Annotated in this window: 19 protein-coding genes and 7 pseudogenes; 12 read left to right on the forward strand and 14 right to left on the reverse strand. The window is 66.0% G+C overall.

The window, feature by feature from the left end:
- The first annotated feature begins 371 nt into the window (after positions 1-371).
- Both LZ604_RS33940 and LZ604_RS33945 read left to right on the forward strand, forming a co-directional pair.
- Positions 372-1203, forward strand: a pseudogene (locus LZ604_RS33940) (IS5 family transposase).
- Positions 1204-1250: 47 nt separating this feature from the next.
- Positions 1251-1568: pseudogene (locus LZ604_RS33945) on the forward strand (response regulator transcription factor); the annotation flags it as partial.
- A 163-nt stretch (positions 1569-1731) separates the two neighbouring features.
- On the opposite strand, the gene LZ604_RS33950 reads toward LZ604_RS33945, so the two are convergent.
- Both LZ604_RS33950 and LZ604_RS33955 read right to left on the reverse strand, forming a co-directional pair.
- A complete protein-coding gene (locus tag LZ604_RS33950; RefSeq protein WP_234519964.1) occupies positions 1732-2403 on the reverse strand; it encodes a nucleotidyl transferase AbiEii/AbiGii toxin family protein in 672 nt (223 codons plus the stop codon).
- Positions 2400-2762, reverse strand: coding sequence for a hypothetical protein (locus LZ604_RS33955; RefSeq protein ID WP_234519966.1), 363 nt, complete (start codon positions 2760-2762; stop codon positions 2400-2402). Before LZ604_RS33955 ends, LZ604_RS33950 begins: the two co-directional genes overlap by 4 nt.
- A 250-nt stretch (positions 2763-3012) precedes the next feature.
- Here LZ604_RS33955 and LZ604_RS33960 point away from each other — a divergent pair.
- Positions 3013-3273, forward strand: a pseudogene (locus tag LZ604_RS33960) (short-chain dehydrogenase); the annotation flags it as partial.
- Here LZ604_RS33960 and LZ604_RS33965 read toward each other — a convergent pair.
- The 4 genes and pseudogenes from LZ604_RS33965 to LZ604_RS36630 form a co-directional block, all read right to left on the reverse strand.
- A complete protein-coding gene (locus tag LZ604_RS33965; RefSeq protein ID WP_234519969.1) occupies positions 3270-3554 on the reverse strand; it encodes a prepilin peptidase in 285 nt (94 codons plus the stop codon). The pseudogene LZ604_RS33960 and the gene LZ604_RS33965 overlap by 4 nt on opposite strands.
- Positions 3555-3969: 415 nt before the next feature.
- Positions 3970-4341 carry a fic family toxin-antitoxin system, toxin component gene (locus tag LZ604_RS33970; protein WP_234519971.1) on the reverse strand — a complete coding sequence of 124 codons (372 nt, stop codon included), beginning with the start codon at positions 4339-4341 and terminating at the stop codon, positions 3970-3972.
- Positions 4338-4595, reverse strand: a complete 258-nt coding sequence (locus tag LZ604_RS33975) for a hypothetical protein (protein ID WP_234519973.1) — start codon at positions 4593-4595, stop codon at positions 4338-4340. Before LZ604_RS33975 ends, LZ604_RS33970 begins: the two co-directional genes overlap by 4 nt.
- Before the next feature lie 95 nt (positions 4596-4690).
- Positions 4691-4798 (reverse strand): annotated as a pseudogene (locus LZ604_RS36630) (IS630 family transposase); the annotation flags it as partial.
- An 8-nt stretch (positions 4799-4806) separates the two neighbouring features.
- Here LZ604_RS36630 and LZ604_RS36635 point away from each other — a divergent pair.
- Positions 4807-4965 (forward strand): annotated as a pseudogene (locus LZ604_RS36635) (IS630 family transposase); the annotation flags it as partial.
- A gap of 150 nt (positions 4966-5115) precedes the next feature.
- Entirely contained in the window at positions 5116-5940 is an 825-nt protein-coding gene (locus tag LZ604_RS33980; protein WP_234519974.1) for a hypothetical protein, read from the forward strand.
- A 368-nt stretch (positions 5941-6308) separates the two neighbouring features.
- On the opposite strand, the gene LZ604_RS33985 is transcribed toward LZ604_RS33980, so the two are convergent.
- A complete protein-coding gene (locus tag LZ604_RS33985) occupies positions 6309-6839 on the reverse strand; it encodes a hypothetical protein (protein WP_234519975.1) in 531 nt (176 codons plus the stop codon).
- Positions 6840-7340: 501 nt separating this feature from the next.
- Positions 7341-8012 (reverse strand): hypothetical protein, encoded by a 672-nt coding sequence (locus tag LZ604_RS33990; RefSeq protein ID WP_234519976.1) that lies wholly within the window; start codon positions 8010-8012, stop codon positions 7341-7343.
- Positions 8013-8474: 462 nt separating this feature from the next.
- On the opposite strand from LZ604_RS33990, the gene LZ604_RS33995 reads away from it, so the two are divergent.
- Positions 8475-8663 carry a hypothetical protein gene (locus tag LZ604_RS33995; protein WP_234519977.1) on the forward strand — a complete coding sequence of 63 codons (189 nt, stop codon included), beginning with the start codon at positions 8475-8477 and terminating at the stop codon, positions 8661-8663.
- A gap of 875 nt (positions 8664-9538) precedes the next feature.
- Positions 9539-10183, forward strand: a complete 645-nt coding sequence (locus tag LZ604_RS34000) for a hypothetical protein (protein WP_234519978.1) — start codon at positions 9539-9541, stop codon at positions 10181-10183.
- A 6-nt stretch (positions 10184-10189) separates the two neighbouring features.
- Here LZ604_RS34000 and LZ604_RS34005 read toward each other — a convergent pair.
- Positions 10190-10372 (reverse strand): annotated as a pseudogene (locus LZ604_RS34005) (transposase); the annotation flags it as partial.
- 293 nt (positions 10373-10665) lie between these two features.
- Between LZ604_RS34005 and LZ604_RS34010 the strand changes: the two are divergent.
- A complete protein-coding gene (locus LZ604_RS34010; protein ID WP_234519979.1) occupies positions 10666-11007 on the forward strand; it encodes a hypothetical protein in 342 nt (113 codons plus the stop codon).
- Between the two features lie 128 nt (positions 11008-11135).
- On the opposite strand, the pseudogene LZ604_RS34015 reads toward LZ604_RS34010, so the two are convergent.
- A pseudogene (locus LZ604_RS34015) lies at positions 11136-11369 on the reverse strand (HNH endonuclease); the annotation flags it as partial.
- A gap of 370 nt (positions 11370-11739) precedes the next feature.
- Here LZ604_RS34015 and LZ604_RS34020 point away from each other — a divergent pair.
- The 3 genes from LZ604_RS34020 (at position 11740) to LZ604_RS34030 (ending at position 13762) form a co-directional block, all read left to right on the forward strand.
- Positions 11740-12120: a hypothetical protein gene (locus LZ604_RS34020; RefSeq protein ID WP_234519980.1), complete on the forward strand. Its 381-nt coding sequence runs from the start codon at positions 11740-11742 to the stop codon at positions 12118-12120.
- Complete coding sequence (locus LZ604_RS34025; RefSeq protein ID WP_234519982.1) at positions 12102-12605, forward strand: DUF6023 family protein; 504 nt, start codon at positions 12102-12104, stop codon at positions 12603-12605. Before LZ604_RS34020 ends, LZ604_RS34025 begins: the two co-directional genes overlap by 19 nt.
- A gap of 698 nt (positions 12606-13303) precedes the next feature.
- Positions 13304-13762 carry a hypothetical protein gene (locus tag LZ604_RS34030; protein ID WP_234519984.1) on the forward strand — a complete coding sequence of 153 codons (459 nt, stop codon included), beginning with the start codon at positions 13304-13306 and terminating at the stop codon, positions 13760-13762.
- 178 nt (positions 13763-13940) lie between these two features.
- On the opposite strand, the gene LZ604_RS34035 is transcribed toward LZ604_RS34030, so the two are convergent.
- Positions 13941-14480, reverse strand: coding sequence for a hypothetical protein (locus tag LZ604_RS34035; RefSeq protein ID WP_234519985.1), 540 nt, complete (start codon positions 14478-14480; stop codon positions 13941-13943).
- A gap of 1582 nt (positions 14481-16062) precedes the next feature.
- On the opposite strand from LZ604_RS34035, the gene LZ604_RS34040 reads away from it, so the two are divergent.
- On the forward strand, positions 16063-16386 hold the full coding sequence (locus LZ604_RS34040; RefSeq protein WP_234519987.1) for a hypothetical protein: 324 nt from the start codon (positions 16063-16065) through the stop codon (positions 16384-16386).
- A 396-nt stretch (positions 16387-16782) separates the two neighbouring features.
- Here LZ604_RS34040 and LZ604_RS34045 read toward each other — a convergent pair whose 3' ends face one another.
- The 3 genes from LZ604_RS34045 to LZ604_RS34055 all read right to left on the reverse strand — a co-directional run.
- Positions 16783-18159 carry a glycosyltransferase family 2 protein gene (locus tag LZ604_RS34045; RefSeq protein ID WP_234519988.1) on the reverse strand — a complete coding sequence of 459 codons (1377 nt, stop codon included), beginning with the start codon at positions 18157-18159 and terminating at the stop codon, positions 16783-16785.
- A gap of 2 nt (positions 18160-18161) precedes the next feature.
- On the reverse strand, positions 18162-18326 hold the full coding sequence (locus LZ604_RS34050) for a hypothetical protein (protein ID WP_234519989.1): 165 nt from the start codon (positions 18324-18326) through the stop codon (positions 18162-18164).
- Between the two features lie 983 nt (positions 18327-19309).
- Positions 19310-19649 (reverse strand): helix-turn-helix domain-containing protein (locus LZ604_RS34055; RefSeq protein ID WP_234519990.1); only part of this gene is annotated, 340 nt, incomplete at its 5' end.

Genomic DNA, 19649 nt, shown 5'->3' on the forward strand with positions numbered 1-19649 from the left:
CCGAACGCTCTCCGCACCCGAAGTCAGCGCACTCCGCTGACCACCTGCAACCCCGGGCCCTGCCACTCAACCAGGAGTGGCAGGGCCCACTCCATTGGCCTTCCGCGCTGGGCACCCCACCTGACCAGACACGGACGGAATCACCCACCGGTACTTAAAGAGCGTTTTGTTCCGCAGATCGTGTTTGATGCCCATTCAGGCGACAGTCGTTCTGGGGTGCTGGGGCAGGAGTGCCCACTGAGGCAGTTGCGGCAGCACAGATCGTGCAGCAGTCCGTTTCGGTGAGTTCCCTCCTGTCTGATCCCAAGGCGCCCCCGGCTGTCACCGTTTGCGCCCTGGGGACGCATGGCGCCCGCCGGTACTACCGAAACATGACGCGACACCGCCCATATCCCAGCGACCTGTCCGATGCCCGCTGGGAATTACTGGAACCCACGCTCACCACATGGCGGACCGAGCGAAGAGGCAGAGGCCTGGAGATCGGCCGTCCACCCGAGCACGACCTGCGCCGCATCATGGAGCCATCCTCTATGTCGATCGGACCGGGATCCCGTGGCGCTACCTCCCGCACGATTTCGCTCCCTGGGAGACGGTGTACGGATACTTCGCTGCCTGGCAGAAGGAAGGCATTTTCGACCAGCTCAACGGCCTGCTGAGGCGACTGGTGCGCGCGGCCGAGGGCCGGAATGCCGAGCCGAGCGCCTGCGTGCTGGACACCCAGAGCATCAAGACCTCCGCTAACGTGCCCACGGCCGGCCAGGGCATCGATGCGGGCAAGAAAATCGCGGGCCGCAAGCGTCACATCGGCGTCGACACCCTCGGCCTCCTGCTGGCCGTGTGGGTCACCGCGGCCAGCGTCTCCGACAACGCCGGCGGCATCCACTTGCTCTTCCGCATCGCCACCGCGAACCCCCCGTGTGACCAAGGCATGGGCGACACCGGCTACCGAACGAAAGGCATCGACACGGCGCCTGCCTCGGCATCGAAGTCGTCCAGTGCGACCTCGGCGTCAAAGGATTCAAGGTGATCCCGCGACGCTGGGTCGTCGAGCGAACCTTCGGCTGGTTGATGCACCACCGCCGCCTCGCACGCGACTACGAAACCCACCCGCACCGCTCCGAAGCCATAATCCACGTCGCGATGATCGATCTCATAAGCCGCAGGCTCACGCGTGAATCCACCCCGAACTGGCTCAACACCTGAACCTGGAACCAAACACGATCTGCGGAACAAAACGCTCTTTCAGCAACGGAGTCAAAGGCTTCGTGGCCAAAACCGTCTCCGCCCAACAGCTCGCCGAGATCATCCGTACCGTGCACGCAGGGCGCCGCTACATTGACCCGGACATCGCCTCGGACGCCATCAGCGCGGGCGAGTCTCCGCTCACCGCTCGCGAGGCGGACATCCTGTCCATGGCCGCCGACGGCGCCCCGATCGAGGAGATCGCTGAGCGTGCAGTACTGGCCCCGGGAACGGTGCGCAACTACCTCTCCGCCGCCACGACCAAGCTAGGCGCGGAAAACCGCCATGCGGCCGCGCATCTGGCACGGCGGCGAGGATGGATCTGATCGAAGGGCCCGCGTGGAGATCAGGTGAGGAGAGCGAACAAGTACACTCCTCGCTCGCCGCCCACTGCCAGGTCGACTCGCGGCTCCGGCACAGTGGCCCGTGGTCCCTGCACTGCCTCGCGACGCAGCCTGCGTCGGGTCCTCGTCATGGGCAACGGGCGGGCTATTCGTCGTCCATCTCGCGTTCTACATACAGGCGGGCGTCAATGTCCTCGACCCAGTTCAGGGCCCACGCCCGCAGGTGGACGATGTCGTCTGGCGACAGCCCGTACGCCGCGTAGTCGTCGTCCTCGTACCACTCCGCACCAGAGAGCCGGTCGCGTAGCCCTTCGAGACTGAATTCGTCCCGGGCATGACGCCGGCCGAGCGCCTCGAGCTCGGCAGTAGTGCGGTGCCGCGAAGCCGCATGGACGTCGATCAGGTCGCGCACCGCGCCGCGGTCGGCCAGTGCGCGGACTTTGGTGCCGATCACGTCGTCCAGTGCGAGGACCAGGCCGTATTCGGTGCGTTGGGGCTGTGCCCAGAACGCTTCCTTGAGGACGTCGACTTCGCAGCGTTCCTGCGTAGCGGGGTCGGTGACGATGAACCGCCCGGACAGGGGGTCGGCCTCGATCTGCTCCACCTGCCAGCCCCGGCTGGTCAGCTGGGAGCTCACATGGTGGAGGATCTCTGCCATCGGCGCAGGGTTCTCGGTGGCCACGTCAAGATCGTTGCTGAGCCGCTGGACCAGCCCGTGGGCCTGCACGGCGTACCCACCGGTGATCACGAGCGGGTACGGGGAGCCGATGTCCAGCACGTCGGCCAGGAGCCGACGGTGAAGCGGGGTGAGCTTCATGCGGCGGCTGACGCCGTCCGTGCCAGGTCAGGGAAGGTCTCTTCCCACACGTCGCGGAGGTGCGGACTGATGAGGCGTCGCAGCACGGGCCACTGTTCGAGCAGGAGCCGACGGTTGAGGAGTGCGACCAGGTCATCGCGCTGGCCTTCGGCGAGCACTGCACGATAGAGACTCATCCGTGCTTTGGGCCGATCCAGGGGGAAACTGGTGCGTCCGGACCACACCACGTGCAGGGGAGGGACGACGACGCCCTGGTCGGGGCCGGTCAGGTCCTCGAGCCTCTCGGGCAGACGGCTTCGATAGCGCGCCCGCAGCACCTCCGCGTGCCCGGTTGGCTCGGCGAAGCTCCCTGTATCCATGCCCTCAGTATCCGCCATGGCCGCCCGGACAGACAGCCACCTCCCCCGGACGCTAGCGCCACCGCCAGGATCGGCCGATCGCTCCGGCGCCCAGATGGAGCGCCACAAGATCCTTCACAGCACGGTGCGGGGATGGTGCCGGCCACCGCCCACTCCACGACTGCCGGTCAACTCGGCAGCGGACGAGCTGCTGCCCAGGTCAGCCCTGACTTCCAGCGCAGCCACCGCGGCCCTGAGCGCCCTCGCCTGGGTGAAGGTGTTGTTCGGCCGCATCCTCGCCCCGCTCGCCCAGCCCCCGGAACAGGGTGCACTGCCCCAGCTGTACGCGGCCACCGCCCCGGACGTGAAGGGCGGTGAGTTCATCGGGCCGGACGGCTTCGCCCAGCTGCGAGGCGGCCCGACGCAAGTGCAGTTGTCCACCGCGGCAGCCGATCCGCAGACGGGCCGCCGTCTGTGGGAAGTGTCGGAACAACTCACCGACGTGCGGTTTCTGATTCCCGCTACTTTCTAACGAAGAGGTCGCGCGGATGGGCGTGGGGTCCTGGCTGGCGATTCCGGTGTTCGGCCCAGCGGTGGGTTGTCCACGCCTGTCGGATCAGGCTCCGCACGGTGATGATCGACCAGGACGATCGCGCAGCAGTACCAGCCCAGGACAGCGCCCAGGACGAGGGCGAGTTTCACATCGCCGAAGCCGAAGCCCTTGGTGATCAGGAAGAGCACGAGGTAGCAGGCTCCCAGGATGAGGGGGCCGAGCAGCGCGGGCGTCCAGCTGCCGTCGGCGTCGGGCAGCACTGCGGCGACGCCGAGTGGACGATTGCGGCCGCGGCGAGCGGCAGGGTGAGCGCGTCGTGCAGCCGGTGTGCGGCGAAGTCGACGGTGGCGAGCGTAGCTCGGCGTGGGCCCCGGCGGCGGCCGCTAGCAAGGCGCACCAGGGCCGTGGCGGAGGCGACGGAGAGTGTGCTCGGCCCGCAAGGTGTCCCAGGCGGCGCAGCGAGCATGCCCCAGCCAGCCGCCGTAGGTACCGGTGAGGGGATGGTCGGCCGGGCACGTGACCGCCACGGTTCCTCGGGCGGCACGGAGAATCGGTACGTGGGACTGAGCACGCCTGTGCCGCAGCCCCAAGAGCGGCAGCCATGGTGATCAGCAACGTCTCCACTGGCCGGAGCTTATGGTCAACAGCGCTCCGTCCACTCCGCCCGAAACTGGATTAGGGCTTCCAGGTGCGCAGGAAAGCGGCGATCCGGGGGGCGGTGCAGCGCGGGTTGTTCAGCTCATGGGCGAGCGCGGTGAGCTGTTCGCGGGTGGGGCTGACAGGGATGTTGCTGGCCTCGAGATACATAACGGCAACCGCGCAGGCCACGGTCAAGTTTGAGTGCTCCAGCCAGCGGCACTGGCCCAGAGTGTGCACCAGGGCAGCGGCACGGGCGTAGGCGCCGTCGTAGACGGGGGTGTCGAGGAGTTCACCGCGGTGGCGGGCGACTGCTGCGATGGGGACACCGTAATCGTCGGCTGCTGGGTCGCGATGGCCCGTCCGTTCCGCCACTTCGAGGATCCAGGATTCGTCGACGTGCAGGATCACGCGGCAGCACCCGGCTGGGTCTCGGCGTATGGGGCGTCGAGTTGCCGCTCCAGGTCGTCAAGGAAGGTGCCGTGCTCATCGATGAGCCGCTGGGCGGCAGTCATGCCGGCTGCGCGGGCGCCGGTGGTGTCTTCGATGATGAGCCGCTCTATGTACTTGTTGAAGTCCAGCCGGCGGGCGGCCGCGGCGGCCTTGCCGGCCGCGAGCACGTCCTCTTCCAGCCGGACCTGCGTCTGCTTCTTCGTGGAAGTCACACCCCACATGGTAGCAGGGTGGTAGCAGCCGGGGGCGGGCGTGGAAACGGTGCGCACTCGGCGTGGCACGCGCCAGCAGTGCAATACTGGTCGGCTCCGGCGTCAGCCAGTCTCAGAGTGCCAGTCGGGTTCAGGTCCGGGGCATAAGCGGGCAGCTGGACGACGGTCAGCCGGGCGGCGTTCGCGTCGATGAACGCGCGCAGCACCCCACGGTGTCTGGTCACTGGTCAAGCGCGACATCGGCAACCTCGCCGCCGCCGACCTCAGCCAGGTTACCCGCGCTGTGAAGCACCGGTTCAAGCAGATCCAATACCGCCCGCACCTGGTCGACGGCTGCCTGGCCGGTGCCGGTCTGGACCTGGGCAGCTGAGCGGCACGGAGCCCGGGGGCCGCGCAAGCTGCATTGCCGGGACGACGACCGGGCACCGTGGCTCCGCGTCGAGAGCGCCCACCGGCCGTGGTGGTCCTCGGCGCGTCAATCCCCTCGGTTCGCACCGGACAAGGGCGGTACCTTGCCGCCATGTGCATCTCGACCGGCGAGGCCGCGTTCTCCGGCACGATCGTCTACTGCGGGCGGCAGCACCACCGCGTGCACGGCCTCATCCACGTCCTGGGCTACCAGAACACCGCCGTCAACCTGTCGGATGGCCCGAACGCCATGCTGCTGCACCTGCCCACCAGGCAGCTCACTCCCCGGCACTTCCTCTCCGCCGGGCGCACCGGCGACGTCTTGCACCGCATGGTCGCCGCCGTGGAACGCGTCGCCGCCGCAGCCGACGGCATCGCGTGGATGAGCGCGGAACCGCAGGCCGTCCAGGTCTTCGACCACGACGTCTACACGGTGCTCCTGGCAGAGGACCCCACCGCGGTCCTTGCCGCGCTGCGGCAGGTGTCGCCGCACCGGCGCCCCGATCTCGAGCCGGACCTTTTGCGCTTCTACGCCGACCACTTCCCCGACCACACCATCGCTGTGTGCTGCTTCGACAACGCCGACGCGCAACGCGCCAAGCCACTGCTGTTGTGGTATGCGCCCCTCGACCCCGACCGGCTGACCGTGCCGGCCCTGGACAGCCACACCGGTAGGGCGCCGGACCTCAACGCCGCCGTGCCCGTGGACCACTGGGTCCTGCTCTCTACCGACCAGGCCCCCGCCGGCTGGGGCACCCCCGTCGACTACCCCGGAGACATGCGTCACCGCCTGCGAGCCTTCCTGCCCACCGCCATCATGGGCCGGCACTACGGCCAAGGGCAGGGCCTGCCCAACGGAGACTTCACCATCAGCCACCACGACCTGCTCGCCGGCGACCTCGACCGCATCGAGCGCCTGCAACCGACCCATCGCTGAAGGGCGGGACGGCCATGCCATCGCACGTCAGCCGAGCCCGACATCACCCAATCAAGTTCAGTACCAACTCTTCCTCGATCCCACGGAGAAGACCGCGTTGAGCGAGCTCCTCAGCAACTGCACGGATGTCCCGGTCACTGTCACCCTCGCCCGCTGAGGCAGGTTCGGGCCCGCCACCTCGGGGAGTGGCGGGCCCGGACCGTTTCCACGGTGGCACACGTCCCGCCTGCCTGCAGTCCCATTCGCGGCCTTCGTGCCGGGCGGGTGCTTCGTTGGAGTGATGAAGCCATCACCCGTATGAGCGTATCGAACGTGGCTTCGAATCCGCTGGAGACGCGGCCGCTCTTGCCGCGTTCCATACCGCGCGGTCAGTCGCGGAGAAGGTTGCTGGTCACACGGGAGTGGGACTTGGCCGGGCTCAAGCCGAGGGCTGTGCCGATCGTCTCGGCCGGCACCGCCTCGTCCTCGACGGCATAGGCGGCTTCCCGGCCGACGGCACAGGCCATGCGCTCCAGTTGGGTCACCGCTCTCAGCGCGGCCAACGGGGCCTGCTCGGCCAGCGGAGCAAGGTGCGCCTGGAGTTGGTCCATGACTGCGGTGACATCGGCCGGCACCGGGATCGCCTGGCTTTGCACGCTGTCGATGTGGTTCTGCCAGTCGTGGTAGGGGCGGGAGATGTCCAAGTCATCCAGGCGGTCGTCGCTCACCTGCTCCCAGTCGATCGGATAGGTGTCACCGCGCCAGCCGCACGCACACGCACTGCGATAGCCGGCGGCCCGCGGCCGGCCCATCTGTCCGTTGTATGCCCACCACTCACTCGTTGAGAACCCCGCGCTGCCACTGCTCATGTCCAGATAGACAGGCTTCGCCTCACTGCCGTCCTCGAGGACAGCTCCCACGTAGCCCTCGTGAGACGTGCCGAACTCCTCAGTGCGCCACCCCTCCGTTCCTGTCCCTCCCATCCCGTGGACGACCGCGGTTCGGCTTGCCTACCCCGGGGCAGCCCCGCAAGAGCCCTGTCGTGATGACACCGACGCCGTCACGGTGCCGAGAATGCCGCAGGCCACACACATGTGACAGGCAAACTCCTCAATACGACCCGATCAGGGGGGCACGGCCACTGGCCACCGTGAGGTGCTTCTCCGGTCAGGCGCCTGGAGCTCAGAGAACCGGTCAGCGCCGGGATCACCGTCCCCGGCGACCGCTGAATGAAGGCGGACCCGTCACCACGGGGGGAGCGACGGGTCCGGCACGCATCCACAGTGCCACATCCCTCGGCACGCGCCCACTCTCTTCAACAGCAGCCGGCGTCGACAGGCTTGGGCGTCGGCTCTGTTCGCGGGCCGACATGCCGGAGCAGGCACCGACCGCCGTGGCCGCATCGGCGCCCGCCCGGCTGGTCAGCTCAGGCCCAGTTTGGACAGGGCGGTGGTCCAGTCGGTGACGATGGCCTGCTGCGCGTTGGCGAGGGTGACCTTGCCGGAGCAGACGGCGGTGTGCAGCTTCGTCTCCACCGGGTCCTTCTTGTTGTTGACCCCGCCGCCCGGCTTGTGGCCCGGGTCGGCCGGCTCCACCCACAAGTTGCGGGCGTCGTTCGGGTCACCCCCGAGCTGCAGGGAAATCAGGTGGTCGTACTCCGCGTCCCCGAGACTGCCCTGGTAGCCGTACGAGGCGGCGTTCGCCTGCTTCTCCTTCCGGGTGATCGCCTCCGGCGGCCGGATCTTCTTGGTGTAGCCACCCGTCCGGCAGATCGTCGTGGCCAGGTTCGCCTGCGTCACCGCCGGCGAGATCGCCCCTGGGGTGCATGCCAGGTCCTCAAGGGGCTCGCCCTTCTCGTACCGGTAGTGACAACTGCCCGCGGGCGGCTGCTGCTGCACCGTGTACTTCGCCTGCGGCCCCGCACCCACCGGAATCTTCACCGCTCCCGCAGGTACGGCACTCCCCGCCGGCCCCTGCGCCGACGTACCACCCGTCCCCGAGGTGCCCGACGCGACCTGCGAACCCGACGAACAGCCCGCCACCAGCAGACAGGAGAGCAGCACCGACGGCACCGCACGGCAAATGGAACCCATGACGACCCCTCACGAACGAGCGACAACTAACCCCATGCTCCCCCACACCGGCACCCTCCCACCGCCCAGCGCCGGGCGCACAGATGCGCGCCCAGCGACACGAGCACCGCGCCCCGCTCGCGGCGATCCTGGACATGTTTGAGGTACGCCAGCGGTCAGGAGCTCGCGTCTCCGTTCGTGGCCAGCGCACCGCTCGCCCCCTCCCGGCGTACCGCACGCGCGATCCGCTGCCGCTTCGCCTTCTGGCCGCCGCCGTCCTTCCGGGCCTGCTCTATCGTGACCCGCAGCGTGATCTGGGCAGTGCAGGAGGCGGGGCGGCGGTGATGGACCCGCTTGCGCCCCGGGCGCTGACTGCGGCACGTGTGGGCCCTCGCGGGGTATCGCAACGGAAACGCCCTGCTTCCCCGCTTCGGCACGCAAACCTGAACGCGCCCCTGCACCGCCGCGGCTGACGACCCTGGCATGATGCTCCTCCGCGCTGTGGTCATCCGCCTGATCCACTCCCGCGAGATCAGCCCCGACTCCTCATGCGGACCGGTCTACTTCGTCCTGTACGACCTGGAGAGCGAGGACCGGGCCCGCGAGCTGGCCGCGGCCCTGTACGGAGACCTCGGCCCGCTGACCCAAGCCGTACCCGACACCTCCGCCTGACCAGCGATTGACCGGGCCGAAGCATCTAGCGGCCGTCCAGGTCGTCCGCGGCCTGCTGGGCGGCTTCATCCCACGACCGCCGTCGCGGCCCCCGCCTGTGACGAGCCTCCCGCCGACGGTCAGGGAAAACGGGCCAGCCGGCCACCGTGCATGTGCGCCCTGCGGGCCGACACCCGCGGTCGGGTCCGGCTGCCAGCAGGTCTGCTGAGCAGCGTGCGTCTGCGTGGACGCAGGGAACTGTGGGGGAACTGGCTCACAGTAACTGGCTCGAGATGCCGGATCTCAGACCGGCCCACTTGAAGGTGCGGCTGCTCGATGCCGCGGTCCTGGACTAGGCTCCCGGTCGCTGCGCACGCCGTCGTGCCGTGCACTGGGCACTGCGCCCCGCACTGCTGCTCGTGCCGCCCACCGCAGCGCATGCTCTGCGGCTGACCGCGCTCGTGCTCGCCGTGCACACCTCCACCCAGGTCCACCGCAACACCGACATGGACGTCCTCGCCCGCCTATGCGGACACTCCCCTGCCCAGACCGCGGGAACGGCTGGACCGGCTGACGGGCAGCCGCACTCTGGCCGCCTGGCAGCACGACCAAGACACCGATGAAGTCGTGTGGCAACTCCCCCACCAACCGGCCCCAAGCCGTCCCGCTGCAGGCCCCATCAGCGTCACTTATCGGATGGTGAATGCTCAGGTTGAGAAAGAGACCTCACTCAAGAGGAACCACAGGCTCCACCTATCCGTACTATCTCTACGCCGGGCCACGCGCAGCAGTCATCTCCACCACCGCTCGGACCCAAGTACGAGAACACGGGCGCTCAAGCGCGTGCACCACAGGTGCTGCACGCCCGGTCAGGAAACCGAGAGAAAGGTCGGCCCATGTCCGAAACCACGACTGCTGGTACTGAACTGACATCGCAGTACGCCGCGCAGGTGACCAGCGACCTCGAACGCAACGCCAAGGAGCAGGAACGCATCAGCGCGGAGATCGCCTCGCTGCAGGAACAACTGACCGCGCTGCAGCATGACCACTCCGTACTGATCCAGGTGCAGCAGGTGCTTGGCATTGCCCCGGCACCGGTTCAGCCCGCAGCCAGCCCGGACGGCGCCGCGGTACCTGCTCCGCGCAAGAAGGCCTCTGCCGAGTCCGGAGCCGGCAAGCGGACGCGAGCGAAGAACACGCAGGGCACCATGACCGGCAAGAAGTCGGCGACCAAGAAGCCGACGGACAAGACCGCAGCCGCGAAGGCGGGCCAGCCCACGCTGGTCGAACTCGTCCGTAGTCACCTCACCGAGCAGAGCGAACCACGTTCCGCAGCCGAAGTCGCCACCGCACTCGACCAGACCCATCCCGAGCGCGGCATCAAGACCACTGTCGTGCGCACCACGCTCGAGGGACTCGTGGCCAAGAACCTGGCCAAGAGGACCAAGCAAGGCGCCTCTGTCTTCTACACCGCCCCCGACACCGTCGAGCAGAGGAGCGCACCGCTCAAGGACGAGGAGCAGTCCGGGCAGGCGCCGTAACAATGGCTAACAGGGCGACTTGAGTTGCTGGTGGGTGATCAGGCAGCAGGCGAGTTTGAGGAACGCTTCGTGCATGTCCGCGCGTCGTTCCCAGCGCACGCGCAATCGGCGCAAGCCGTGCAGCCGGGCAGAGGTCCGCTCGACCACCCACCGGTAGACACCCAAACCGCTGCCATGCGCGGTGCCCCGTTCTCGGTTTTCCGGGGGTGGGGCACCTTCTCCGTTGAAGGACGGGGTTCTGATGTTGATCCGTGAAACGACGTTCACCGTCGACCTCGGCGAGAACGGCTACCTCATCGGCTTCGACGACGACTACGACTTCCCCAGCGAGATGCCGTTCGGCTGGCGCTGCGGCCCGGCCACCGAGACCCTCGCCGTCGTCCTTCCCACCACCGACACCGGCCCGCTGCGGATGACCGTCCAGGTCCACGACGGCCCGCCCGGCCGCCGAGACCAGCAGCGAGTGGGAGCCCGCGGAGGAGATGAGCCTCTTGGCCGACGCCGACGCCCCCGTCCTCTGCCTTGCCACCATCGGACAGGGCGACTTCTGGGACGCCTGGCCCGACGACGAACCACCCATCGAGATGCCGCCGCCCTCCGTCGGCAGTGGCGACTGGGTCCGCATGCGCCTGTACTGCCACGCCGACGACCCCGAACCCGGCATCGGCGATCACGGAGAGCGCCACCTCGTCCAGCTCTGGCGCGCACCCGCCACGGACCCCGTCCACCCCGCTCTCAGCGAGGAAGACAAGAAGGCGCGCGCTGAGTACGCCGCAGACCAGGCACAGCTCGTGGAGGACTACACCAGCGAATATCCGATGTAGCGGGAGCGCGGTCCGACGTGATGCTCCGGGCATCGAAAGCAGCCGACGTCTGGGCGTCATGCACCTCCGCTGTTGTGTGGGCTCGCCGCAGCAGGAAGGGGCAGCCCTCGGGATGTGCTGGGCCTTGGCTACCTGGCCAGGGTTACGGTGATGGGAACGTCCGGGCAGACACTCAGGACCTCGGTGAGGGCGGCCTGCTCGGTTGCGTCGATGCTCAGTCCCCAGCGGGTTTTGTCTGCGACCCAGTCGGTGACGTACTGGCAGCGGTAGCCTTCGGCCGGGGGCATCCAGGTGCTCGGGTCCTGGTCAGCCTTTGAGCGGTTCGAGGCGGCGGAGACCGCGATGAGGGCGCGGTCGTCGCCGCTAGATGATCCTCCCTCAAGTTCTCCTCAGGGAATAGTGATTGTCGCGTGCATGACCTTCACATAGTGTCCAAGTGCTCGATCGCCACGGGGGCGGTCCACCGGGAAGGTGTCACATGGGCATCGGTTCACGGCGCGCTTCGACCGGCGCTGCCACTGCTGCACTGCTCCTCTGCTTCGCTGCTGCGGGCACCGCTGCCGCAGAGGAGACGCCGACCGACGGCACAGCCGCTTCTGCCGACCAGACGACGGAAATCAACAACAGGCAGGGCTGGGAGGACGAGCCCGACCAGCCGATTGTTGAGAGGTGCCGAGCCGGTGTGACGGCCCGTCAACCTGGTACTCGTTCACGTCGAAGAAGGCGACGTTCGTGCCTTCATGGTGGAACGGCACCTCCTTCAAGGACGGACCGGGTGGGACGATGTCGGTGTCCGTGCTCAAGAGCGGCACCATTTCGCTCGAAGTCTCGGGTAGCGGCGAGTGGTCGGCCGGGGCGATCCTCGCGCAGGCCAAGACCACGATCTCGGTCAAGGTCGCTGGCAGCGTGTCCGTCACCACTGGCCACACCTATAGCCAAGACATCCCCAGGAACAAGTACGGTCACATGCAGTACGGCTCCTGGGGCTACAAGGTGAGCTGGAAGAGATACCGATCCACCGGAGACGGCTGCGGCGGTGTCGAGATCGGCCACGGTACGGCTACTCTGCCCACGAACGAAGTGGGCTGGAAGTGGTGGGTAACTTCGTCATGACCTACGTGAACCCGCGGGTTTGGCTCGCCGGGTGTGCAGCGGCGACATCGGTGCTTCTGCTCACCTCCTGCACCTCCGACAAGGGGGAGGGCAAGGCTGGAGGCTCGTCGCAGTCGTCTGCGCCAAGCAACTCGGCAGCGACAACTGGTCCGTCCGAGAAGAAGGTTACCGAGCAGGCTCAGGCGGCCCTTGCTGCTGTACACAGCGGCAGGTTCTTCGCTGCCGGCGCGGAGCGTGTGACCGACGGCGTCCACACCGAGACCGTCCTCAGTAAGGGCAAGAACTACAAGTTCAACCTGGTCTGTGTCGGCAGTGGCAGCGCTCAGTTGTCGTTCACACCGGCGAGCACCGGCCCGAAGGTCAGGGTGCCGTGCGATCAGTCGTTGGTCCAGCGGCGGATCACCGGGGACGGGCCGGTCCGCATCAACGTTGACGGCGCCAGGGGTGCGACTGGCGTGATCGCCTGGCAGGTCGACGCCATCTGACCTACGCGAACAGTGAGCGCCCTCCGGCATCGCCGCTGAGGGCGCTCACCGCGTGCGGTACAGCCCAGCGTCAGCATCAATCCAGACAAGACAAGCCCACGCAGCCCACGCAGCAGCCCACGCAGCAGGACGATCAGCCAGGACGATCAGCGACGATCAGCCAGCGACGATCAGCCAGAGCGCGGTAGAACTTTCCCTACGTCCATCAAGCCCCGGCTGCGCTCCGCTCCGCCGGGCGCGCTCCCGGCTCCGCCGCGGGCGCCGCTCCTGCCTCCGGCCCACTCCGCCCGCGCTGCGCCGACGCGCGCCCACATGTGGATAGGGCCGGTGGCCATGAGGCGAGCACCGCGGAGTGCGGCCCCACGGTCAAGACGATGCCTCCGTCGGGGGAGCCGGCACCGGGATGGAGGGGGCACCGTCGCCGACCGCGGGTACGTAGTGGCATGCGAGGGGAGCTCCCATCCCGTCCGCCGTCGCCCCAGGCAGAGCCGAGCAGACGCGGCCCAGGGGCGTCAAGGTCGTTCGTACAGTGGCGCGCTCCACCTTGACGCCCCTGAACCACGCCCGCTCCACGGTGTGTGGGTCGACGGCGGACGGGATGGGAGCTGGGGTGAGTGGCGGGTTGAGCAAAATGCCATCGGGGAGCGGCTCGGAGATGAAGACTGGGCAGATGCGCGGTTAGGTGCAGAGAGGCCGACATGCCCATAGCAACGTTTCGCATCAGCGGTACGGAGATCCTTCACGAAGAGCGCAGACGCGCGCTCGCACATCTCGCCGATGATCTCCAGGCCCTTGGCATCGAATGCCATGTCAACTACCGGCCGCCCGACCCGGGGAAGCGGGGAGTCACCTGGTACGAGGTGCTGTACATCTACTTGGGCACTAAGGCGCTCGAAAGCCTCACTGGGTATGCATTCAACGTACTTGCAGAGCAAACCGTAGCACGTGTGATCAACTGGGCTAAAGATCGACTGAGGAGGGGTGAAACCAACCGCCCGCAGTCGATCACCATCTACGGTCCGGACGGCCAGCCGATGATCACAGTGAAGGTCCGCAGCCCTGAACAGATCGAGATCGAGGATCACACCGCTACAGCCCCGAACGGTGAAGATGGCCAGCCACAGCGCGCCGATGGCAACTGGGTACCTCCGGAATGACGGCTGATGAGACATGACGAATCGAGGCGGTACAGCAGTGCGGTACTGCAACTGTGCCAACCGCAGGTGACCTACACAGTCCGCCAACGGCCCCACGATCAGCGCACGAGACCTCAGTGACCGTCCCGCCCGTAGTTCGCATGGAGGGACGCGCACGTCGAACGACCGCTTGCCTCGGTCATTGAGACTCCACCGACCGCGTTTTCGGAGAGAACTTGGCCGCAAGGCTTGCCGAATGTGGCGGAAGGTCCAGGGCCTCACGGAGTTTGCCCGTAGGAAGATCACGATCCTCAGGCCAGCGGATGACCATACGCTCGTCTGAGGGCTCACGAGGTAGGAGAACCCAGGGACCGCCCGGCGTACCAGGCTGAAGGTCTAGAACGGCGTTGTGGGCCCTGATCAGACGCTCGAAACGAGCAGCGGCAACGAGCTGGGTCCTGGTGAGTCCCGTGTCACCCAACTGCCGGCGAAGGAATGCATAGAGGTCCCGCGCACGATTCAGGTGAATGAATTCAGGGCGTCGTGTTTCATTAGCAGGCCAAGCAGCTTCAAGGATTTCCTTGGCCTGGGTACGGAATGGGGCTCGCTTAATTCCCAATGCCTGAAGGCGCAAATTAACAGCCTGAACAGTGACATCGAACATCTCGGATATTTCCTTATCGGAAAATCCGTTTCTGTAAAGCTTCAGCAGCTCGGGGTTCTCCGGCAGCTTGGTCATCGGTTCTGGCCCCTGTCCGTGGCGGCGGTAGGCATGACGGTTGCGATCTTGAGGCAAAGTACCGCCGCGGCCCCACACTTTCAAGCCCTACCCACCCAGCGAAGTGGGATGTCCGTCGGCTCGGCTTGAGAGTGTGACCTCGGCCTCACTTCGTGCACCTAGGGCCTACTAGCGGCAGTGGGTCCGGTCACTCTCCACCACCAACGGTGGATTCGAGATATCAACGAGTAGTAGCCCAATATTCGACTCAAAGTTATTCTCCTCGGCGAGGCACTAAAGAGTAGCTCGGAACGATTCACTCCGCTATGGATCCGCCCGCAGAGCCAACCAATTTGTATGGCTAGCTCCTCGAAGTAGATAAATCCGGTGCTGACCGAGTATCTTTCCTCATCCCACCTTCGAATCTGTTGAAGGTAGGCACGAACGTCGTCATTCTCCCACGACCGAAGCGCGGCATATCCTATAGTGGTCGGCATAATGTCGGCGATCTTGATCACCCCGCGGCACCAGTTGTGACCTACTGCATTGAAGTAATCCAGGTATTGAATCAGGTCTAACTCTTTATCGGTGCCAAGGATGCTTTCGTCGTAGCGGAATCTATCGTGGTCTATATCCATGAAAATAGACGTCAGCGCCTGACTGTCGTAAAAGTCGTTCGTGTAATTCCTGATAAACTCGGCCCTTTGGGTGAGGCGAGACGCTCTACTGCTTAACACCCACGTGGCGACAGTGATACCAGCTGCCACAATTGCCACAGTCACTTCAGCTTGCACAGCTCGGCCTCCTGCGGGTTAGAAAACGTCCCTGCTCGCCAAAGTAGCCGAGCATGCTGATGTAAGAAGCCAGAATTTCAGAGACCCGGTAGGGCACCGCATTGCCATGGCTGCGAGGCCTGTCCTGCACCACAACCGCACCAGATTGAGCAGGGAACAGCGGGGAGTCACGGTGAAACCAGCTGAGGCCCGGCAAGGCAGTAGATCGGCCGTTCGCCCAGGGTGGGGCCCGAAGCGCTTCAGTGTGCGCCCGCGTGCATCTGGCAGATCCAGCGTGCGCCTTCTGTCAACGGTCATTTCGTTCTCCCCGTAGGCGGCAGAAGCCAAGCCACGTTGCCCAGGGGCCACGTACTGCGCGGCGAGACCGGAGGGGGAACCAGGTGGCGATGTGTGGTGCGACGACCAAGACAGGAGGCTCGTGTCAGCGAAAGGTAGTGACAGGCACCTTCCGATGCCCGGTTCATCAGGGCCCGTGGTCCGCGTACGGTGTGGCCCAGCGTAAAGAGAAGGAAGCCAAGGAGAAGAAGCGCAAGAAGCGCTAGCTCCGGCTGACATCCACTGGTGACATCAACGGCGCCGGACGCAGGCGCCCACGCGCGGCCCGGCACGTACGCTCCGATCGGGCGGGCACCCTGCCGTGTCGGGCTTGGATCGAACTCCTAAAGCGAGTGTCACCCGTGCGAAGCTTTGCCGGGGCGCCAGCACACACCCGGACGCATAAGAGCCGACCAGGGCTGCTGCGGGGTCGCTGGCCCCTTGACCGCGAACATCCGCGGGAGGAAGATCCTCCTCCCGATAAAGGAGTTGTGATGCTGCGGTTCATGGACTGGTCCGTGGTTGCGATGGGGTGCGCGCTGGTCCTCATGAGCCTCGGCAGTCGGCGGTGGGAGCGGACCAAGGTTCGGAAGCGAGAGAGTCCCGATCAGGGCATGCGATCCTTTCGGGTGTGGCTCCCCCTCCTCATCGGCCTGGGGGTGATCAGCGCCAGGATGCCGAGCCTGTTGCTCGCGCCCCACCTCGTCGTCATGATCATGGACACTCTTAACGCCGTGCTCGGGGTCGCGGTGCTGATCTTGGTCCTCAGGACGGGGTATCGCGTCTCTTGGGCGCGGAGTCCTCGCACCCTCGATTGACGGCAGCGCTGACGGCAACGAGCACGGACGACAACGGCACCCAGCGGCTTGTCGCGGAAGCAGCGACCTCGACCATGTCACCGGTGATCTGCAGGTCCAGCAGCGCCGGCCCCGGAGCGTACTTACAGGCCCTCGCGAAGATCGAGCGAGCGGTCGGCCTGACCCGCGCCCCATACGCCGGACAACCTTATGCGGCAGTCCATCCAGCACTTGTCGAAGTGCTGCAAGACGTAAGCGCTCAACGGGTCGTCCCGCAGGTGATCGAAGAGTTGGCACGATAGATCTCTGAGACCCCGAAGAGCCCCCTTCCTCACATCCACTCCCGCTGAACGCGGACAAATCGGGGCCCCGGCAGAGCCGGGGCCCCAGCAGCACTTGGCAGCCGTTCGCCAACGGTCAGGCTTGCGCCATACCGACTTCCACGGTGTCGCGGGTTCCCCACTTGCCGATCTTCCAGCAGGTGAACATGGCGTAAAAGTACATCGGGCGCAGGATGAGCAGGCGCCAGATTCCGGTGACCGGGGCGGTGAGAAACAGGGCCAAGCGGTACCAGTGAGATTCGTCTGAGCGGTCTATGCAGAAAAACCTGAGAGCGATGACCCAGTTCACGCCGAGTCCGACGATCGCGGTGGAGACCAAGAGCGCGGCCAGATTGTGACGCTGTGCCGGGTCAGTGAGCAGGGCGACAGGGATGGCGACCGAGAGGATAAGCTGGGCGACTTCCATGACGGGCATCCACCAGGCCACGCTGGTGATGGGCAGGTAGCGGAACCACCAGAAGGTGCGGACAAAGGTGCCGCGCATCCAGCGGAACTGCTGGTTGAGGTAGTGCCGCACGCTGACGGGGACGAGCGTGAAGCAGATTGAACTGGGCTGGTGGACGGTGTCTCCGTCGAGGAGGCCGTAGAGCGTCATGAGGGAGTCGTCGTTCATCTGCATCGGCCGACCCCGGAACGTCTCGTTGGGGTAGGCGTCGGCGTACTTGCGGATGACCTCGCCACGGTAGAAGGCGAGGGTGCCAGAGTTGACCATGACGCGTTTTAGGACTGACTGCGCCGAGCGGAAGCCGCGGGTGAATGGCAGGTACAACATGCTCGTCATGAAGGTGAGCAGGTTGTCTCTGCTGTTGAGCACTACGACCATGCCGGCCACAGACTTCACCTTGGGGTCTGCGAAGGGCTTGAGGCCCTCACGGATCGCCTGGCGGTCGAGTACTGAGTCGCTGTCGAGGGTGATGAAGATGTCGGCCGGATCGTCGGCAAGTACTTCCATCTGGGCGTGACGCTTGCCGCGGTTGACGGTGCGAGTCCAGGTTGATTCGATGCCGTGCGCGCGGGCACAGTCGGTGAACCAGTCGCGGACCGTGTCGTAGGTGATCGGGCTGCCGGTGCTCTTGTCGAGTGAGCCATCGTCGACGACGTGAATCCGGTTGGGTCTGCGCGTCTGCTCAAAAAGGCTCTGCAGGCAGAGTTTGAGCGCGGCTTCGTCCTCGTTGTAGACCGGGACCTGGACCGTCACGGTTAGCTCGTCGAGCTGCTTCTGCTGGCGCGGCGTGGCGGTGTGGGGCTTCTCCTTCCAGGCCAGCGGCACCCACCACAGAAGCAGGAAGCTGACGGCCCAGGCAAGAGCCAGGTGATTGCCGTGTCCATGAAAGGCTGCCAGCACGGCGAAGGTGTGGTACACACCCCACCCGACGAAGCCCAGCAGCGGCAAGGTAGCGAAGACGACCAAGCGCGTGCGGGACGCGTAGGTAGCTGACGGAATCTGGTGCATAATCAGATCTCCCCCGGCCCCTTGCCGCGTCGGAAGCCGACGCGGATGCAGAGTGCGCCGAACACCACCAGTCCAAGGGCGGCGGCGATCAGCCAGGTCTGGTCGAGAACGATGCTTCCGATGGTCAGGCTCGTGCCCGTTGCAGCGAGCTGTCCGTATCCATGCATGGTTGGGCTCTCCCCCCGAAAAGATCAGGTCGACGGCAAGCGGTCACCGCCAGGCCGAAGACACACTTGCGCCTGAATCGCAGAGTGCTGAAGACGAAGAAGAGTGACCTGATCAGGCCGACAGCCGACCCGTCGCCAGCATCCCCTCCTGCGCCGGCAGACACACACAAGTCACCGGTGGCGCCCGGCCCTACTGGAGCAGCCACAAGGTGTCCCCCTGAAGAAACACGTTGAACATCTAACCACTTGTGAAGCTCAAGTGAAGAACCTACTCGCTTTCTGTGATGCAAAATTGGGGGCGCACAGGCGCATTGAGGTAGGAAACACGGCGCACTCTGCTCGCGCGCGGCCTCTTCTTGACAAGGCGACAGCCGTCGACCACGGCCCGATGCGTGCCAGACCAGGCCGGACCGTTTCGCGCCCGGCGTGACATTGCGCAAGCAGCCCCCGCGGCAGGATCTGCGTCGTCGCAGTTCCCTTTTTCGCACGGATGTGGAGCCGTCCACGCAGGCATCGGACCAGTCAAGTTCTCCGGCCGCGTTCCACTCGGCGAACGGGATACGGTGCAGTTGGTCAAAGACTCTGGCCTGCTGCCAACGATCCAGCCGCCGTCAGCAGGTCTGCCCGGAGCCGAACCGCAACTCCAACAACAGGAGTCCGGGCGATGTCGTTGACCAGGACGTACAAGATGCTTTGCAGGCCCTTCCGGGCTGGCACCGGACGCGGCCCCGGCGATCGCTCCGGCCTGGGCGGCAGCAGCGGTTCGACCAGTCCCCACAAGTCATCGTCCACGATCCTCGGTCGGGCCATACACGACGTGAACGGCCGGCACCTCACGCCCGTCACGGGTTCGACGCATGACGCTCCATAGGCACTATCCCTGCGCATGTGTCCGCGGCGACCCAGCATCCTGCAGCGCCTCCTCTCGGGCATGCGCGACCCGAACCCCAGACGCAGTTACGAGACATAGGGCTCGCAGAGAATCAACATGGTGATTTGATCTTCGTGGGGTTGCTGTTTGCGAGGAACGCGGTGACGTCGGCGGGCGTGTGGAACCTGGCTGTCGAGGGTGGAATGGTGTGGCCGCGCTTGGCGAGGAGGGGCTGGACTTGGTGGACGGCCCTGGTGAGGGTGCTGGCGTTGACTCCGAAGAGCTGGGCAAGTAGGTCTCGGGTGCCGAGTTTGCGCAGGTAGAGCACTGTGGCCAGGACTCTGTCGGCAGTGGTCAGCTTGTCCTTGGCGCCTGCGCCGCGAGCACGGACGCGCTCGCCTCCTCGCCGCTGAAGCCGTCCTTGTTCACGTAACTGGTCTAGTAGGTCTAGT

This window comes from Streptomyces glomeratus, assembly GCF_021462825.1.
Classification (GTDB): Bacteria; Actinomycetota; Actinomycetes; order Streptomycetales; family Streptomycetaceae; genus Streptomyces; species Streptomyces glomeratus.

What these genes read in the sequence shown, in the direction of transcription:
- LZ604_RS33950 (WP_234519964.1), bottom strand. Translation starts at nt 2,403, where the DNA reads ATGAAGCTCACCCCGCTTCACCGTCGGCTCCTGGCCGACGTGCTGGAC.
- LZ604_RS33955 (WP_234519966.1), bottom strand. Translation starts at nt 2,762, where the DNA reads ATGGATACAGGGAGCTTCGCCGAGCCAACCGGGCACGCGGAGGTGCTG.
- LZ604_RS33980 (WP_234519974.1), top strand. Translation starts at nt 5,116, where the DNA reads ATGTGCATCTCGACCGGCGAGGCCGCGTTCTCCGGCACGATCGTCTAC.
- LZ604_RS33990 (WP_234519976.1), bottom strand. Translation starts at nt 8,012, where the DNA reads ATGGGTTCCATTTGCCGTGCGGTGCCGTCGGTGCTGCTCTCCTGTCTG.
- LZ604_RS33995 (WP_234519977.1), top strand. Translation starts at nt 8,475, where the DNA reads ATGATGCTCCTCCGCGCTGTGGTCATCCGCCTGATCCACTCCCGCGAG.
- LZ604_RS34000 (WP_234519978.1), top strand. Translation starts at nt 9,539, where the DNA reads ATGTCCGAAACCACGACTGCTGGTACTGAACTGACATCGCAGTACGCC.
- LZ604_RS34010 (WP_234519979.1), top strand. Translation starts at nt 10,666, where the DNA reads ATGAGCCTCTTGGCCGACGCCGACGCCCCCGTCCTCTGCCTTGCCACC.
- LZ604_RS34030 (WP_234519984.1), top strand. Translation starts at nt 13,304, where the DNA reads ATGCCCATAGCAACGTTTCGCATCAGCGGTACGGAGATCCTTCACGAA.
- LZ604_RS34035 (WP_234519985.1), bottom strand. Translation starts at nt 14,480, where the DNA reads ATGACCAAGCTGCCGGAGAACCCCGAGCTGCTGAAGCTTTACAGAAAC.
- LZ604_RS34040 (WP_234519987.1), top strand. Translation starts at nt 16,063, where the DNA reads ATGCTGCGGTTCATGGACTGGTCCGTGGTTGCGATGGGGTGCGCGCTG.
- LZ604_RS34045 (WP_234519988.1), bottom strand. Translation starts at nt 18,159, where the DNA reads ATGCACCAGATTCCGTCAGCTACCTACGCGTCCCGCACGCGCTTGGTC.
- LZ604_RS34050 (WP_234519989.1), bottom strand. Translation starts at nt 18,326, where the DNA reads ATGCATGGATACGGACAGCTCGCTGCAACGGGCACGAGCCTGACCATC.